Here is a 16,799-nt window from a genome sequence, read left to right as displayed (position 1 = left end):
CCTGTTCCTCCTATTTCCCTACTCCGCCTGCATCAGATCCCGATGTCACGGCCGTCCGCGCGCCACACCGCGACCACGGCCGGGCGGACGATCTTCCCCGGACCGTCGGGCCAGGTGCTGGCGGGCTTCTCGACGGACGCCCCGTCGATTTCCCCCGGGTGCTGCACGGCCACGATCACGCGCCGGTCCTGGACGATCGGGCCGCAGGTCTCGGCGCCGGTGGGCACGGTCAGGAACTGCTTGAGCTCACCGCGCCGGTCACCGCGGGTGGCGACGCCGAACAGACCGTCGTGCGATCCGAGCTGGTTGCCGTCGGTGGAGATCCACAGGTTGCCGTACGGGTCGAAGGCCACGTTGTCCGGGCAGGAGATGGGGCTGACCTTGTCCTTGGGGAAGCCGGCGAAGTAGGTGGCCGGGTCGCCCGGGTCGCCGGCGACGAGGAAGAGCGACCACGCGAAGGTGGTGCTCTCGGCGCGGCCACGGCGCTCGGTCAGCTCCAGGATGTGGCCGTGCTTGTTGGCGTTGCGCGGGTTGGCCTCGTCGGCGGGCGCGTATCCGGTCTTGCCGCGGTTGGAGTTGTTGGTGAGGACGACGTACACCTTGCCGGTCACCGGCGAGGGCTGGATGTCCTCGGGCCGGTCCATCTTGGTGGCGCTCACCTTGTCACCGGCGAGCCGCGTGAAGACGAAGACCTCCTCGGCCGTCATCCCCTCCACGTGGGACACGGCCCCGTCGGCGGTGGCGGTGGCCAGCGGGATCCAGGTACCGCTGCCGTCGAACTCGCCGTCGGCGGGCAGCTTGCCGCTGCCGTCGATGTCGGTGGCCGGGGAGTCACCGGTCAGCCTGGCGACGTAGAGGGTGCCCTCGTCGAGGAGCGAGAGGTTGTGCTCGCGCACCGCCCGGGAGGTCCCGTGCCGCATCCGCTTGCTGCCGACGAACTTGTAGAAGTAGTCGAAGCGCTCGTCGTCGCCGGAGTAGACGACGGGCCGCCCGTCGTCGGTGAGCCGGACCGTCGCGGCCTCGTGCTTGAAGCGGCCGAGGGCCGTGTGCTTGCGGGGCGTGGAGGTCGGGTCGTACGGGTCGAACTCGACGACGTACCCGAAGCGGTGCACCTCGTTGGGCTCCTGGGCGACGTCGAACCGCTTGTCGAAACGCTCCCACTTGCGCTCGGTGGCGCCGGTGCCGATGCCGTACCGCTTGTCGGTGGCGCGGGTGGCGTTGGCGAAGTACTGGTTGAAGTTCTCCTCGCCGTGCAGGGTCGTGCCCCAGGGGGTGGTGCCGCCGGAGCAGTTGTTGAGCGTGCCGAGGACCTTGCGGCCGGTCGGGTCGGCGGAGGTCTTCAGGAGGTCGGAGCCCGCGGCGGGCCCGGTGAGGCGGAACTCGGTGGTGGCGGTGACGCGCCGGTTGAGGTGGTGGCGGGGAACGGCGGTCAGGCTGCCCGTCTTCCGGTCCTCCTCGACGACGACGGCGGTCAGGCCGTGCGCGGCCCAGGCCACCTCGACCTGCTGCCGGGTCGGGTTGGCGGCGTCGTAGCCGCGGAACATCAGGACCTCGTCGGTGTACTCGTGGTTGGCGACGAGGAGCTGTCGGTCGCACTCGCCCGGGAGCGGGAGCAGCGCGAGGAAGTCGTTGTTGTAGCCGAACTGGCCGGCCTGCGCCTCGGCCGTCTGGCGCTCCGGGTCGAAGGCGGGCGCGCCGCGGAGAATGGGCTCGCCCCAGCGAATGACGACGTTCTGGTCGTAGCCCTCGGGGACGACCACGGCGTCGGTGGTGTTGGGGGCGACGGGGCTGAAGCGGAGGCCGCGGGCGGCGTCCGTGCGGGCGGTGGCGGTGGCGGTGGCTGCCCGGGCCTGGGGCGCGGCGGCCGTGACGGCTGCCGCACCGGTGGCGGTGGCGACGGTGACGACGGCGGCGGCGCGGAGGGCGGAGCGGCGGCTGAGGGCGCCGGCGATGACGTCACCGACGTATTCGTTGGCGCTGGTGTTGGGCACCTCGTGGAAACAGGCGTCGCCGCACCGGAAGCGGCAGGTCATGGCGGACCGCCCACCGGGATGCGAGCCGGACGGCGTTCCGATCAACGGCAGCAGCTTGCGCACTTTACTCTCCCCATACGAACCCTTGGTGTGGGCGTGACGCTATGGGGGTGGATGTGCGGGAGCGGGGCGGGTGGATGAATGGTCGGTGAACTGGCGGGATCCGTACGGGATTTGGAACGCGGGGAGGGTGGGGTCAGGGTGGTGACGACCGCGCGGCCGGTAACGGCGAGATAGCGGTATTGACATCGAGCGCTTCCGATGATTGGACCCTGCCCAAGATCACGGCCTGCGGCGGCTAACCTTACGTGTCCGTCCTGGCCAGCGATTGACGGGCTTCAACTCACGCGAAGGGTTGCGCACATGGGCATTCTCACTCTCCTGCGGAGCGCGTTCGGCCGCTCACGCAAGGGTCGCACCGCCGAGGGGGAGCCATCGCGGGAGACGGCCACGACTGAGCCGACACCCACGGAGGCGCAGCCCACGCAGACGCCGCAGGCGACGGCAGCGGAGCCCGCCGAGCCGACCACGTCGGCGGAGATCCCGGCCCAGTCGTCCGCGCCGGACGAGCACGAACTGGTGGCGGCGGCGTTCGACCACGTGACGGTACCGAGGCAGGTGACACCGGAGACGGAGGCAACGGCTCCCGCTCCGGAGCCGACGGTGACGCCGGAGCCGGAGGCGGTGGCCACGGAGGCCGAGCCGACGGTGACCCCGGAGCCGGTGGGCACCGAGCCGGAGCCGGAGGCCACCGAGCCGGAGCCGACGGTGGCAGAGACCCCGGAGCCGGAGGCTGAGGTGACGCCGGAGCCGGAGGCCGTGGCGGAGGTTGCGCCGGAGGCTGAGGCTGAGGTGACTCCGGAACCGGAGGCCGTGGTGGAGATTGCGCCGGAGCCGGAGCCGGAGGCTGAAGCTGAGGTGACTCCGGAGCCGGAGGCCGCCGTGGAGGTTGCGCCGGAGGCCACGGTCGAGGTGACGCCGGAGGCCACGGTCGAGGTGGCGCCGGAGGCCACGGTCGAGGTGGCGCCGGAGGCCACGGTGAAGCCCGAACCGGAAGCCCAGCCGGAGGCCGAGCCCCAGCCGGAGGCCGAGGTGGAGCCCGAGCCGGAACCCGAGCCGGCGGCCGAGGTCACCCCCGAGCCGGTGACCGAGGAAGCACCGGAGCCGGTGGCCGAAGAGGCCCAGAAGCCGGTGGCCGAAGAAATCCAGGAACCGGTGACCGAGGTCACCCCCGAGCCGGAGGCCGAAGAGGCCCAGGAACCGGAGGCCGAGGTCGCCCCGGAGCCGGTGGCCGAAGAGCCCCAGGAACCGGTGGCCGAAGAGACCCAGGAACCGGAGCCGCTCACCGCCGAGGAGCCCGTGGCCGCCCAGGCGGACGCTCCGGCGGCCGCCGACGGCGAGGAAGCCCCACAGGAGTCACCCGCACCCGACGACGAAATCCGCACGGGTGGTGCGGGTGGGAACGACCCCGCCGAAGGCGAAGCCGAGGCGACGCAGCCCGGCACACTCCCCTCAGGCCTGGCCACCGCCTACAACGCCGCGGCCACCGTCCTCGAGAAGCACGACCTCACCGGCACCCGAGCCAAGGTCTACCTCGTCCTGGACCGCTCCGCCTCCATGCGCCCGTACTACAAGGACGGCTCCGCCCAGGCCCTCGGCGAGCAGGCCCTCGCCCTCGCCGCCCACCTGGACCCGGAGGCCACGGTCCCCGTCGTCTTCTTCTCCACCGAGCTGGACGGCACCGGCGAGCTCACCCTCACCGACCACGAGAACAAGATCGACGACCTGCACGCGGGCCTCGGCCGCATGGGCCGTACGAGCTACCACGCGGCGGTGGAAGCCGTCATCGCCCACCACGAGAAGTCCCAGGACCCCGCCCTCCCCGCCCTGGTGATCTTCCAGACGGACGGCGCCCCGGACGCGAAGACCCCCGCCACCCAGTCCCTCACGGACGCGGCGAAGAACCACGCCGGGCTCTTCTTCTCCTTCGTCGCCTTCGGCGACCCGGAGAACAAGGCGTTCGACTACCTCCGCAAGCTCAAGACGGACAACACGTCCCACTTCATGGCCGGCGAGACCCCGCGCGAGCTCACGGACACCGAGGTCTACGAGGGCGTACTGGCGTCCTGGCGCCCGTAGCCACCCCCGTCGCGCCCGTAGCCACCCCGTCCCGACAGGACGACGGCAGGCCGCCCCTTCCCGCCACGTAAAACGGGAAGCGGGCGGCCTGCCCATGTCGGCTACGATTTCAAGGTTCGTAGACGATCGCAGATGACCCGAAAACCGGCGACCGTCACCCCACGTAGCGACTTGGGAGCAGCCCGCGATGGCTCGACACCTCATCACCAGCGCCCTTCCGTACATCAACGGGATCAAGCACCTGGGCAACATGGTGGGGTCCATGCTCCCGGCGGACGTGCACTCCCGCTATCTGCGCCAGCGCGGCCACGACGTCCTCTACATCTGCGCGACGGACGAGCACGGAACCCCCGCCGAGCTGGCGGCGAAGGAGCTCGGCCTGCCGGTCGACGAGTTCTGCGCCCAGGCGCACGACGCGCAGAAGGCGGTGTACGACGGCTTCAACCTGGCCTTCGACTACTTCGGCCGCAGCTCCTCCGCGCAGAACCACGAGATCACGCAGGAGATCGCCCGCGAGCTGAAGTCGAACGGCTTCATCGAGGAGCGGGCCATCCGCCAGGTGTACTCGAACGCCGACGGCCGCTTCCTGCCCGACCGGTACATCATCGGCACCTGCCCGCACTGCGGCTACGACAAGGCGCGCGGCGACCAGTGCGAGAACTGCACCCGCGTGCTGGACCCGACCGACCTGATCGACCCGCGCTCCGCGATCAGCGGCAGCAGCGACCTGGAGGTCCGCGAGACCAAGCACCTCTTCCTCCTCCAGTCGGCCCTGGCCGGCGAGGTAGAGGCGTGGGTCGACGAGCGAGCGGACAACTGGCCGATCCTCGCCTCCTCCATCGCCCGCAAGTGGCTGACGGAGGGCCTGCACGACCGCGCCATCACCCGTGACCTGGACTGGGGTGTCCCGGTCCCGGCCGACACCTGGCCGGACCTGGCCGCCGAGGGCAAGGTCTTCTACGTCTGGTTCGACGCCCCGATCGAGTACATCGGCGCGACGAAGGAGTGGGCGGACCAGGACCCGGAGAACCGGGACTGGCGTTCGTGGTGGTGGGAGTCGGACGCGGACGTCCACTACACGCAGTTCATGGGCAAGGACAACGTCCCGTTCCACAGCGTGATGTTCCCGGCGACCCTGCTGGGCACCCGCGCCCCGTGGAAGAAGGTCGACGTCATCAAGGCCTTCAACTGGCTGAACTACTACGGCGGCAAGTTCTCCACGTCGCAGAAGCGGGGCGTCTTCACTCACGACGCGCTGGAGATCCTGCCGGCCGACTACTGGCGTTACTTCATGATGGCGAACGCGCCGGAGTCCGACGACTCCTCGTTCACCTGGGAGCACTTCACGGCCACGGTGAACAAGGACCTGGCGGACACGCTGGGCAACTTCGTCAACCGGGTGCTGTCCTTCTCCCGCAAGCGCTTCGGCGACGCGGTCCCCGAGGGCGGCGAGCCGGGCGAGGCCGAGGCGAAGCTCGGCGCGGAGATCGCCCGCCTCCTCGCGGAGTACGAGGAGCACATGGAGGCCATCCAGTTCCGCAAGGCGGCGGCGTCCCTGCGCGCCCTGTGGTCGGCGGGCAACTCCTACCTGGAGGAGAAGGCCCCCTGGCTGGAGATCAAGACCAACAAGGAGGGCGCTGCCCTGACCCTCCGCACGGCGATGAACCTGATCCACCTGTACGCGGTGGTCTCGGAGCCGTTCATCCCGACGACGTCGGCGGCGATGCGCACGGCGTTCGACCTGAAGGACGACACGGCGAAGTGGGTGACCGCCGACGAGGCCAAGTCCCTCACCGCGGTCCCCGCCGGCACCCCCTTCACGGTCCCGCCGGTCCTGTTCGCGAAGCTGACGGAAGAGGATCTGGCCGCGTACAAGGAGCGTTTCGGCGGCGAGGCCCAGTAGGACCGGTTCCACGTCATCCGACACAGGGGCCCGGGAAGCGTGCAGCTTCCCGGGCCCCTGTGTCTCACCGATGACCGTCGCGCCCCCGGCGCGCGACGGCCACTGGTGTCCTGGGCGTGGCCCTGGGCCCGCGCCTAGGAGAGGACGCCGGCGCCGGTCGTGGTCGCCAGCTCCGTCGGCAGGTTCTTCGCGGACGTCTGAAGGCCCCCGGTGAGCGTCGGCGTCCAGTTCACCGTCGTCTTGATCTTCTTCGACGACGTGGCGTTGTAAGCGGCGACGAGGTCGGTCGCCGTGCCGTTGACGAGGTTGCCGCTGCCCGCGACCGAGCCGGTGCCGTCGCCGCTGAGCAGCTTGGCGACCTTCCCGCCGGACGGCACCTTCCAGTAGTTGTTCTCGGCGACGACCTGGGCCTTGGCGCGGGAGTTGATGCTGTAGAGCGGCGCGTACCCGTCCAGGGTGTCGTGTCGAAGTAGTTGTTGCAGATGTGGACCTGGCCGATACGGGTCAGCGGAGCCCGCTGCACGATGCCCTTCCACACGTTGTGGTGGATGGAGACGCGCAGCTTGCCGACGCTGTCGGTGTCGCTGCTGCCGATCAGCATCGTCTTGTCGTGGTTGGTGAACTGGTTACGCTCGACGGTCACCAGGTCCGAGCCCTTGGTGATGTCGAGGGCGCCGTCGTGGATCTGGTACTCGCGGCCGAAGTACTTCGGGTTGGCGCTGTCGAAGTGCGCCGCGTCGGTGAAGCTGTTGTGGTCGGCCCAGACGTGGGTGGCCCCGCGCAGGGTGACCGAGTCGTAGTTCGAGTTCCAGTTGCCCTTGTCGCCGTCGGTCGGGTCCCACTGCGGGAAGCAGTCCTCGGTGGCGGAGAAGGCGAGGTTGCGGATGATGACGTTGTCCACGTTCTGCACCTGGAGCATGCCGCCGGTGATCCCGGCGTTGCTGCCCGGCACGCCCACGATCGTGGTGTTGGCGGGCACCTTGAAGACGATGTTCTTCGCCTGCTTGGCCTGGGCGGCGGCGCGGGCCTTCTCCTGCGTGCCCGACGGCAGCTTCGAGCGGCCGTAGCCGGCGGGGTCGTACGCCTTGAGGTAGGCGTCGCGCGAGTAGCCGGTGCCGGCGGAGTAGTCGGCGCAGGTCAGCTTCTTGCCCGCGTCGTCGGTGTTGGCATCGATGGTTTTTACAGCTCTCCGAGCTCACCGATGAACGCGACGGCGACCCCACTCCTCGGACATGCCCACACGGCCTTGCCCTCCACGACGGTCGCCGTCAGCGGATGCGTATCCGGATGAGCGGGACAGGGCGGCCAGACCGCGGACGCACCCTCCGCCCACAGTGCCTCGACCGCCCAGTCCTGGACCCTGTCCGCGATCTCGGCGAGGCGCGCGCCCGGACGGGAGTCCGGCCACACGTATACGCCCCAGCCCGAGGCGTCAGGGGCGTACAGGGTGATGCCTCCGTCTTCGGCGTCACGTACGACCGGTTGCACCGGGCACTGCGCGGCGAGGTCGCGCAGGACGACGGACAGGGCCTTGGTGAGCTCGTCGTCGTTCATGAGGGATTGCGCTTCAACTGGCGCAGAAGGGCCGCCAGTTCGACTCGGCCAGCCTGGAGTATTCGGGCGGGGTCATCGCTCTCGCGGATCAGCAACGAGTGCTCTCCGTAGGCGAGTTCCACGCACTCATCCCCATCGCCGCCGCCGGAGAAGGACGACTTCTGCCACTGGGTCATGTTTCACATCCCCTTCGCCAAGCGGTGGATGAAGTCCCGCGACCGCCCGGGGTCGAGCGCCGCCGACTCCACCTTACGGAAGAGCGTTCGAAACCGGGCCAGTTGGGACTCGGCGTCCAGGATCGGGCCACCATGAGGCGCGTCCCGCTTGGCGGTGTCCAACGGGGGCACGAAGCCACCCGCGTACAGCATGGAGGCATTGGCCCCGGCGAACCCGTCCACGTCGAACGGGATGACCCGGACCGTGAGGTTCTCCGTCCGCGATCGCATCGGTACCTGCTCCGACCTCGACACTGTCACCCGTTGGCTGGACCTGGCATCAACCGTCACTTCCACGGAGCAGCTCTTCGTCGAGCCCGAGTGTATGTAGATTCAATCTACGTAGAATGAATCTACATAACCTGTAACCTGCCGTCCGCCCGCCCCTCCCTGGAGGTCGGTCCCATGCCCACCCCGTTCGTAGGCCGAGACACCGAGCTGTCCCTCCTCCACAAGCGCCTCGACCGGGTCACCGGCGAAGGCACCGGGGCCGCCCTCGCCATAAGGGGACGACGGCAGGTCGGCAAGTCGCGACTCGTGCAGGAGTTCTGCGACCGATCCCAGCGGCCGTACGTGTTCTTCACCGCGACCAAGGGCGCGTCCCCCGTCGAAGGGATCGCCGATTTCATCGCGGAGCTCAGGGAGTCCTCTCTACCTGCCGATCCCGAGCTCCTGCCGAAAAGCGCTCCGACCAACTGGCCCGACGCCTTCCGTACCCTCGCCGCCGTGCTCCCCGACTCGCCCAGCATCGTCGTCCTCGACGAACTCCCCTGGCTCTCCGAGCAGGACCTCGTGTTCGACGGAGCGCTCCAGACCGCCTGGGACAGGCTGCTCGCCCGGCGACCCGTGCTGCTGCTGCTGCTCGGCAGCGACCTGCACATGATGGAGCGGTTCACCGCCTACGACCGGCCCTTCTACGGTCGGGCCGACTCGCTCGTGCTCGGGCCGCTCAATCCGGCCGAGGTCGGGAACGCGCTCGGGCTCGACGGCGCCGACGCCATCGACGCCCACCTCGTCTCCGGCGGGCTGCCCGGCGTGCTGCGCGCCTGGCCGCACGGCACCCCTGCACTCGACTTCATCAAGGCGGAGTGCGCCGACCCGGCCTCTCCTCTCTTCGGCGTCCCGGCGGCGGCCCTCCTCGCCGAATTCCCCGCACCCGACCAGGCCCGCCGGGTTCTGGAGGCGGTGGGCAGCGGAGACCGCACGCACGCAAACATCGCCGCGGCCGCCGGCAGCCAGAGCGGTGCGTTGCCCTCCGGGATACTGTCCCCACTGCTGCGGCGCCTCACCGAGGAGAAGCGCGTACTCGCCTCGGAGTCCCCGCTCTCCGCCAGCCCGGGAAAGCCCGCCCTCTATCGCGTGGCCGACAGCAACCTGAGGCTTTACCTGGCCGCCACGCGGTCGGCTGAGGAACTGTCCCGACGTGGCCGCCCCGAAGCCGCGTACCGGATCGTCGAACGGCGATGGGCGGCGTGGCGCGGGCGGGCCGCCGAGCCGCTGATCCGTGAAGCCCTGGAACTGGCTGCGGTTTCAGGGGACTTTCCATGGCCCGACACGGAAGTGGTGGGCGGTTGGTGGAACCGCCAGTTCTCGCCCGAGATCGATCTCATCGGGGCCGACCGCGCTCCCGTGGCCGGGACGATCCACTTCGCCGGATCGGTGAAGTGGCTGGGCACGCCCTTCGACCGACACGACCTGGCCGCTCTCGCGCAGGGCGCCGCACAGGTGCCGGGATTCAACCCCGGCGTCGCCGGTCTGGCCGTCGTGTCCCTGTCCGGTACGACCCTGCCCGAGGGCCAGGTCGAGCTGGTGTGGGGGCCGCGGGACGTCGTTTCGGCCTGGCGGCCCTGAGAGGAGCGGCGTACGGGCGCACGGCCACAGCGCCTACCGCGACGGCCTTACGGGGCGTCACCTCATGTGGCTCCTGGGGCACTTGGGGCCTCCCGTCGGTATCCGTCATGCACATGGAAGGCAGGCGCGAAACCTGTCAGCGAGCTGAGAAAAGGGCGCAGTCTTCCGCGCGCGGTCAAGAGGGGCCGGAAATCACCCCCGAGGTAAAGAGCAGGAAAGAGGCTGGTAAAGTTCGGCCACTTGTGCGAGGGCGGGGGCCCTCGCGGGGAGGGAACCTCACGTGGGCCGACACGCCCTGAGACGGGGCGGCCTGACCGCCGCCGTCTCCTCACTCGCGGTCGCCGTCGCGGCCGTGGTCGTGGTCTCCGAGGGCGGCGAGTCCGCCGAAGCTGTCACCGCACAGACCGCCGGGACCACGGAGATCGTCCTGGACGACCCGCGCATGGAGACACCTCGCTCGGACCGGCTGCTCGCGGCCGGCGCGACCGGCTTCCTGCACCGGCAGGCCAATGTCGCCGGGCTGCTCTGGACGAGCTACGAAAACGGCAGCACCGTCACCGTCAACACCCCGCCCGGCAACGCCGGCGCCGGCCAGCCGTACCAGCCGACCACCACCAGCTGCTGGGACATCAGCGTCTCCTGCCCCTCGGGCATGTTCGGGCAGAGTGCCGACACCGTGGCGCTGCCGCACCGGACGTACACCGAACCCGTGTCGCTGGCGAACCCGGACGGAAGCGTGCTGCGCACGCTGGACATGCCGAGGGACACCTACATCGGCACGTACGGCACCACCGTCGTCGCGGCCGAACACGACCCCGTCATCGACGGCGTGGGCATGGACGGCACCTGGCTGAAGCTGCTCGACTACGTCGACGGCAAGCAGCGCAACCGCTGGGTGACCGGGTTCCCGACCGACAAGGGCTATGTGACGGGCGCCCACCAGCGCACCGGCGACGCCGCGGGCGCACTGCTCACCTACCCGACCGCCTACGACGCCACGACCGGCTCCCCCACCTCCTACGACGTCGGCTACCTCGACTTCGCGACCGCCGAGTTCACCAAGGTCTTCACCGGTGCCGACACCGGGCTCTCGCTGGTGCTCACCGACGACCGGATCGGCTGGTACAGCGCGACCGGCGGCCTGCACCTCAAGTCCCGCGCCGACCTCACCGCCGAGGAGACGGTCCCGGTGGCGGCCACCGGCGCCGTGGGCTCCCCCGTGCTCGTCGGGAACTGGCTCGTCCTGGTCGCGGACAAGAGCACCGTCACGGCCGTCTCCCTGACCGACGGCTCCACGAAGACCCTGCTCACCCGGTCCTACGGCGACCCGGTGGCCACCCCCAGCGGCGGCGCCCTCGTCACCGGCGGCACGAACGCCGCCGACTGGTGGGTCCACCGGATCACCCAGGGCGCGGACGGCTCCCCGGTCCTGGAGAAGCTGTACAAGGTCGCCCCGTACGAGAACGCCAAGACGGGCCTCGCCCTCAGCCGCGGCAGCCTGCGCGTGGCGGAGGACAGCACCAGCAGCACCTCCGACAGCACGTCCGTGCGCACCCTCACCACCAACGGCAGCACCGAGCTGACCGCGTCCGCCGCCACGGAGAGCTCTTCCATCAGCCCGAAGTGCCCGTACCCGAACACCACGTGTTCGGCCATGTGGGGCAACTACGACGGCGTCGACGCCAGGGACGTCTACCTCGACACGTACTACGACAACGACGAGGGCGGCAGCGGTCTGGAGAACGCGGACCGGTTGGTCAACATCGGCTACGGCACCTTGGAGTTCCACACCGAGGGCGGCACCATCGTCGATGTCTCCGACGACTACGCCGTCTACAACTCCGGCGGCACCACCCCGATGCAGTACGTCGGCGAGTTCGGCCAGGGACAGAAGCTGAAGCGCTCCGTCCGCGCCGCCGCCCTGAACGGACCCACCCTCTGGAGCGCCACCACCACGGCCGGCCGGCTCACCTCGTACAGCCTCACCGAGAACAAGACCCTCGCCACGGTGACGGTCCCGGACCTCTCCTGCGTGCCGAGCGAGCTGCAGGCGGCGGGCCGCTGGGTGTACTGGGCCTGCGGAACCTCCTCGGCCGGGGTCTACGACACCAGGGCCGGTACGGCAAGGCCGGTGACCCCCGGTGACGTACTCCTCGGCGACGGCTTCACCGTCCGCCACGACCACGAGGCCGACCAGCTGATCCTGACCGAGGCCGCCACCGGCACCACCCGCGTGATCGCCTCCAAGCTGCCCGACACGGGCCTGGCCGTGGACCGCCGCTACCGCTGGACGGTCGACGAGTACACGGGCCTGGTCGCCTGGTTCGACGCGTACGAGCAGACGCACGTCGCCACGACCGGCGTCACCCCGTCCGTACCGACGGCATTCCACGCAGAGGCCGAGGACATCGCGGAGCCGCCCTCGTCGGACCCCTGGCACGGCAATTGGTTCCTCTCCCGCCCGGCCACCTCCTGGTCCCTGACCTTCACCTCGGTCCAGAGCGGCGCGACCGGCAAGGCCACCCGCACGATCACCGGCGGCGCGACCTCGGGGTGGGTGTCGGCGACCTGGAACGGCAGGACGGCGAGCGGGGGTTACTTCCCGAACGGCCAGTTCACCTGGACCCTGAAGGCGACCGGCCTGGGCACGTCCACCGCGGCGAACGTGACCACCGGCAAGGGCTTCCTGCTCCGGGGAGCCGCCGTACGCCACGACTTCACCAGCCCCGACGGCCCGGACGGCCGCGGCGACCTGCTCACCCTGAACTCCTCCGGCGGCCTGACCTTCCACAGCGGCACCGGCACAGGCAAGTTCAGCTCGAAGTACTCCGCCACCGGCTGGCCCACCACCATCACGGCGATCCCCTTCGGCGATCTGAGCGGCGACCGCTGCAACGACCTCCTCGTGCGCTACAGCAACGGATCCCTGCGCCTGTACAAGCCGGGCTGCAACAAGGCGGCCACGCCGTCCACGGCGTACACGACGCTCGGCACCAGCGGCTGGAACCAGTACGACATGCTCACCTCGCCCGGCGACATCAGCAGCGACGGCCGGCCGGACCTCGTCGCGCGCAACGCCTCCACCGGGGACATCTACCTGTACAAGGGCACCAGCACCGGCAAGCTGTCCGCACGGGTCAAGATCTTCGCCAACTGGAAGACCTACAAGAAGATCGTCGGCGTCGGCGACATCACCGGCGACGGCATCGGCGACCTCATCGCCCAGGACAAGTCCAACAACCTCTACCGCTACAACGGCACCAGCACCGGCACCTTCAAGGCCCGCGCGCAGGTGTTCACCAACTGGGGCGGCAGCTACAACGCCATCGTCGGCGTCGGCGACATCACGGACGACGGCAAGCCTGACATCGTCTCCCGCGACAGCAGCGGGAACGTGTGGCGCAACAACGGTGACGGCAAGGGGTCGTTCGGTTCGCGGACGCAGATCGCGACCGGGTGGGGCGGGTACAAGTCCCTGTCCTAGTCCGTGGCGCTGGACTTCCTGCCACTGAACGCTGGTGTGCCACACGACGGCGGCCTGCACAACCCCAAGGGGTCGTGCAGGCCGCCGCCACGTAGGCCTCGGATTTACCGACAGCGTCCGATTCCCCGGTGGGGCCACAGTGTTTTCGGCCAAAAGTTCCTGGGGCCGCTAATCGCATTCCGTGAAACTTTGAAGTTCCTATACGATCATGCGACTTGAGGGGGGTGTGGCGGCTGGGGGCCGCGGGACATCTGGGGCGTGCGTCGCACGCATACGCATTCCCTCTCGTGCTTTCCGGGAGGGTTTTTCCTTGGCTCGTCATGCCTCGATAAGACTGCGTCTCGTCGCCGCGTCCGCAGCCCTCGTGGCCGGGTTCGGCCCGTTGCTGCCGTCGACCGCAGCCGCGGACGTACCGCAGGAGACGGTGGTGCCGGCGACGTTGCGCAGCACCTACACCTCGGCCAAGCTCTACAGCGCGCCGACCTACGACGGTCACGACGGCGCCGGGACGCAGGGCGTCTTCCACACCCTTGAGGGACACTCCGGGATGGTCTGGACACGGTACGCGGACGGAACGTCCGTGCCTGTCACACGGCCGACGGAGATCACCGAAACCTTGGGCACAGGCGGTGACGTCATCGCGTACCGCTACCCCGAAGGCCGCCGGGTGGATCTGTGGAACGCGGTCGACGGGACCACCCGCACCATCCATGTGCCCTCGAGTCTGCAGCTGGTCACCGCATACGCCGACCTGGCGGTCGGCTACCACGTCGTCGCTCGGGACGATGGGACGCTCATGGAGGAGATGCACCTGCTGACCCCGGAGGCCGACGGCACCACACGTGACGTGCGGGTCAGCGGGCTGCCCGAAGGGGTGGAGCTGTTTCGCCCCGTGGGCGGGGACGCCACCGGGCTGCTGTTCGTGGGCTCGAGCGGCGAGCAGTATCTGTCGGTCATGGTCGACCGGAGGACCGGACAGGTGCAGAGCTGGACGCCGCCGAGCTCCAAGTTCTACCCCGACGCACAGGTCACCGCCGATCACGTGGTCCTGTTCAATAGCCATGAGGCAACCGTCCAGGTGTACCCCCGCTCCGATCTGTCGGCCGCCCCGGTCGCGGTCACGCTGGACGGTGCCGGCAGTCTGTACCCCGCGCAGGACCTCGCCGTGGTCGGCGACTGGCTGGTCCACCGGCCCAGCGCCGGTACGACGGTGAAGGCCAAGCCCATCGCGGGTGGCGCCTCGGTGACCGTACTGACCTCGTCGGACCGCGGCATCTCCGCCGTCTCCGACGGCACCGCCGTCGCCCTCGGCCGCACCTCGGCCGACGACTGGGGCATCCAGCGCATCCAGCCGGGCCCCGACGGCCGACCGGTCGTCACTCAGGTCAAGGCCCTGCCCAAGCCGCCCGTCAAAATCCAGGGCCTCGCCCTGGACAACGGCCGGCTGCTTGTCACCGACGGTGGTATGCGCGACGACTATGTGCGGACCGTCGCCGTCACCGGCACCCCGCAGTTCGGTGAGCGCACCTCGTTCACGCCCGACAACGACGTGCTGACCGGCGACTGCGCCGCCACCGACGTGGCCTGCTCGCAGATCTTCGGCACACCCGACGGGCGGATCGCCTGGCTGCATCACGGCTCGGGGGACTACGACCAGCTCAGGGCCCACGGTCCCGCCGCCCTCTGGGAGTGGTCCGTGCCCAAGGGCGGCCGGATCACCGATGTGTCGGGCCGATATGTGATCTACACGACCGCCACCCGGCAGTACGTCTACCGGATCGGCATCCATGACCCCGTTGTCACCCGCACCCCGGGCGCGGCGGCCCTCTCCGGCACCATTCTGTGGACCGCCGGCGCCACTCCGGGCAGCGTCGCCGCCTACGACCTGGCGGCGGGGAAGACCATCGAGACCCTCACGACCGACGCGGGCTGTGCCCCCACCGAACTCCAGGCGAACGGCCGCTGGCTCTACTGGGCGTGCGACGGTAAGGCCGGCGTCTACGACCGCACGTCGAAGAAGTCCGTGGCCACTCCGGCCGGCGAGGCCAAACTCGGCGACGGATTCGTCGTCACGCACGACAAGCAGGCCGGGAAGCTGACGCTGACGACGTTCGCGGACGGGACGGCGGCGAGCCAGGTGATCGGTGATCTGCCCGACACGGGCGTCTCGCAGCGGGACGTGCGCTGGACGGTGGACGAGTCCGGCGCGAACGCCGCCTACGTCGACGACCAGGAGCGGGTGCACCTCGTACCGTCCGGTGTGCAGCAGCAGCCACTGCGCCTGCTGGCGCCGGTGCGAAGCGCGTCGCAGGTCAGACCGCGCACGATCGACACGACCCCGGACACCCTCACCACCGTGCTGTTGTCGAAGCCCTCCGCGAGCTGGCGGCTGACCGTGCGCAGCAAGGCGACCGGCAAGGTGGTCGACACCCGGGACGGCGGCGCCGCGCGCGGTGAGCTGAGGGTGGGCTGGCACGGGATCGACAGCACGCTCCCCGGGGACGCGTTCCTGCCGAACGGCTGGTACGACTGGACGCTGTCCGTCGCGCCCGCGGACGGCGTCGGCGCTCCGGTGGAGGTGCGGGGCACGGTCCAGCTGATGCAGGGCAGGGCGGTGCACCACGACTACGTGGGCCCTTACGTGGGCAAACGGGGGGAGCCGGACGGCACCGGTGACCTCCTGACCCTCAACTCCTCGGGCGGTCTGACCTTCCAGCAGGGCACGGGCAAAGGCACCTTCTCCGGCAAGGTCAGTGGCAGCGGCTGGCCCACCTCCATCAAGGCCGTCCCCTTCGGGGACCTCAGCGGGGACCGCTGCAACGACGTCCTGGTGCGGCTGAGCAGTGGGGCCCTGCGGCTCTACAAGCCTGACTGCGGCGCCGCGCTCAAGCCGACGACGGCGTACACGACGCTCGGCACCAGCGGCTGGAACCAGTACGACATGCTCACCTCGCCCGGCGACATCAGCGGCGACGGCCGGCCGGACCTCGTCGCGCGCAACGCCTCCACCGGGGACATCTACCTGTACAAGGGCACCAGCACCGGCAAGCTGTCCGCACGGGTCAAGATCTTCGCCAACTGGAAGACCTACAAGAAGATCGTCGGCGTCGGCGACATCACCGGCGACGGCATCGGCGACCTCATCGCCCAGGACAAGTCCAACAACCTCTACCGCTACAACGGCACCAGCACCGGCACCTTCAAGGCCCGCGCGCAGGTGTTCACCAACTGGGGCGGCAGCTACAACGCCATCGTCGGCGTCGGCGACATCACGGACGACGGCAAGCCGGACATCGTCTCGCGGGACACCTCCGGCAACCTCTACCGCAACAACGGCGACGGCAAGGGTTCCTTCGGCGGGCGGACGCAGATCGGCACCGGCTGGGGCGGTTACACGTCCCTGTCCTGACGAACGCGAAGGGGGCTCTAAATCGGCATCGTGTCGATTTCGAGCCCCCTTTGGGCAGGGCCCCTAGGTCCTGTCGTCAAACTCCCGTCGTCCGCCCGAAGGGCGGGCCCTGCGGCGTCAGGTGCGTGCTCTCGGCGTGCCGGGCGCTGACCCTCGTACTGGATGTACTTGGGTCTGCGCTCGGTGCGGCGAGAGTGCGTGCATGGCGTCG

9 protein-coding genes and 1 pseudogene are annotated in these 16,799 nt (G+C 69.7%); 5 read left to right on the top strand and 5 right to left on the bottom strand.

The window, feature by feature from the left end:
• Positions 1-32 precede the first annotated feature (32 nt).
• On the bottom strand, positions 33-2,096 hold the full coding sequence (locus Q2K21_RS00455; RefSeq protein ID WP_310763041.1) for a PhoX family protein: 2,064 nt from the start codon (positions 2,094-2,096) through the stop codon (positions 33-35).
• Positions 2,097-2,396: 300 nt separating this feature from the next.
• On the opposite strand from Q2K21_RS00455, the gene Q2K21_RS00450 reads away from it, so the two are divergent.
• Positions 2,397-4,172 (top strand): VWA domain-containing protein, encoded by a 1,776-nt coding sequence (locus Q2K21_RS00450; protein WP_310763040.1) that lies wholly within the window; start codon positions 2,397-2,399, stop codon positions 4,170-4,172.
• A gap of 187 nt (positions 4,173-4,359) precedes the next feature.
• Positions 4,360-6,075 carry a methionine--tRNA ligase gene (metG, locus tag Q2K21_RS00445; protein ID WP_310763039.1) on the top strand — a complete coding sequence of 572 codons (1,716 nt, stop codon included), beginning with the start codon at positions 4,360-4,362 and terminating at the stop codon, positions 6,073-6,075.
• A 134-nt stretch (positions 6,076-6,209) separates the two neighbouring features.
• Here the strand turns inward: metG and Q2K21_RS00440 are convergent.
• From Q2K21_RS00440 to Q2K21_RS00425, 4 genes and pseudogenes are all read right to left on the bottom strand, one after another.
• A pseudogene (locus Q2K21_RS00440) lies at positions 6,210-7,252 on the bottom strand (pectate lyase family protein); the annotation flags it as partial.
• A gap of 2 nt (positions 7,253-7,254) precedes the next feature.
• Entirely contained in the window at positions 7,255-7,629 is a 375-nt protein-coding gene (locus Q2K21_RS00435; protein WP_310763038.1) for a hypothetical protein, read from the bottom strand.
• Positions 7,626-7,805, bottom strand: coding sequence for a DUF397 domain-containing protein (locus Q2K21_RS00430; RefSeq protein ID WP_310763037.1), 180 nt, complete (start codon positions 7,803-7,805; stop codon positions 7,626-7,628). Before Q2K21_RS00430 ends, Q2K21_RS00435 begins: the two co-directional genes overlap by 4 nt.
• Before the next feature lie 3 nt (positions 7,806-7,808).
• Positions 7,809-8,075 (bottom strand): Scr1 family TA system antitoxin-like transcriptional regulator, encoded by a 267-nt coding sequence (locus Q2K21_RS00425; RefSeq protein WP_310763036.1) that lies wholly within the window; start codon positions 8,073-8,075, stop codon positions 7,809-7,811.
• Between the two features lie 174 nt (positions 8,076-8,249).
• On the opposite strand from Q2K21_RS00425, the gene Q2K21_RS00420 reads away from it, so the two are divergent.
• The 3 genes from Q2K21_RS00420 (at position 8,250) to Q2K21_RS00410 (ending at position 16,588) form a co-directional block, all read left to right on the top strand.
• Positions 8,250-9,695, top strand: coding sequence for an ATP-binding protein (locus Q2K21_RS00420; protein WP_310763035.1), 1,446 nt, complete (start codon positions 8,250-8,252; stop codon positions 9,693-9,695).
• A 280-nt stretch (positions 9,696-9,975) separates the two neighbouring features.
• Positions 9,976-13,179 (top strand): FG-GAP repeat domain-containing protein, encoded by a 3,204-nt coding sequence (locus tag Q2K21_RS00415; protein WP_310763034.1) that lies wholly within the window; start codon positions 9,976-9,978, stop codon positions 13,177-13,179.
• A 310-nt stretch (positions 13,180-13,489) separates the two neighbouring features.
• Positions 13,490-16,588: an FG-GAP repeat domain-containing protein gene (locus tag Q2K21_RS00410; protein ID WP_310763033.1), complete on the top strand. Its 3,099-nt coding sequence runs from the start codon at positions 13,490-13,492 to the stop codon at positions 16,586-16,588.
• Positions 16,589-16,799 lie beyond the last annotated feature (211 nt).

Origin of the sequence: Streptomyces sp. CGMCC 4.7035 (genome assembly GCF_031583065.1) — a bacterium.
Lineage (GTDB): Bacteria > Actinomycetota > Actinomycetes > Streptomycetales > Streptomycetaceae > Streptomyces > Streptomyces yaanensis.
This window is presented reverse-complemented; position numbering and strand designations above follow the sequence as displayed.

Coding starts and splice junctions, on each gene's coding strand:
- Q2K21_RS00450 (WP_310763040.1), top strand. CDS start 2,397: ATGGGCATTCTCACTCTCCTGCGGAGCGCGTTCGGCCGCTCACGCAAG.
- metG (WP_310763039.1), top strand. CDS start 4,360: ATGGCTCGACACCTCATCACCAGCGCCCTTCCGTACATCAACGGGATC.
- Q2K21_RS00435 (WP_310763038.1), bottom strand. CDS start 7,629: ATGAACGACGACGAGCTCACCAAGGCCCTGTCCGTCGTCCTGCGCGAC.
- Q2K21_RS00430 (WP_310763037.1), bottom strand. CDS start 7,805: ATGACCCAGTGGCAGAAGTCGTCCTTCTCCGGCGGCGGCGATGGGGAT.
- Q2K21_RS00425 (WP_310763036.1), bottom strand. CDS start 8,075: ATGCGATCGCGGACGGAGAACCTCACGGTCCGGGTCATCCCGTTCGAC.
- Q2K21_RS00420 (WP_310763035.1), top strand. CDS start 8,250: ATGCCCACCCCGTTCGTAGGCCGAGACACCGAGCTGTCCCTCCTCCAC.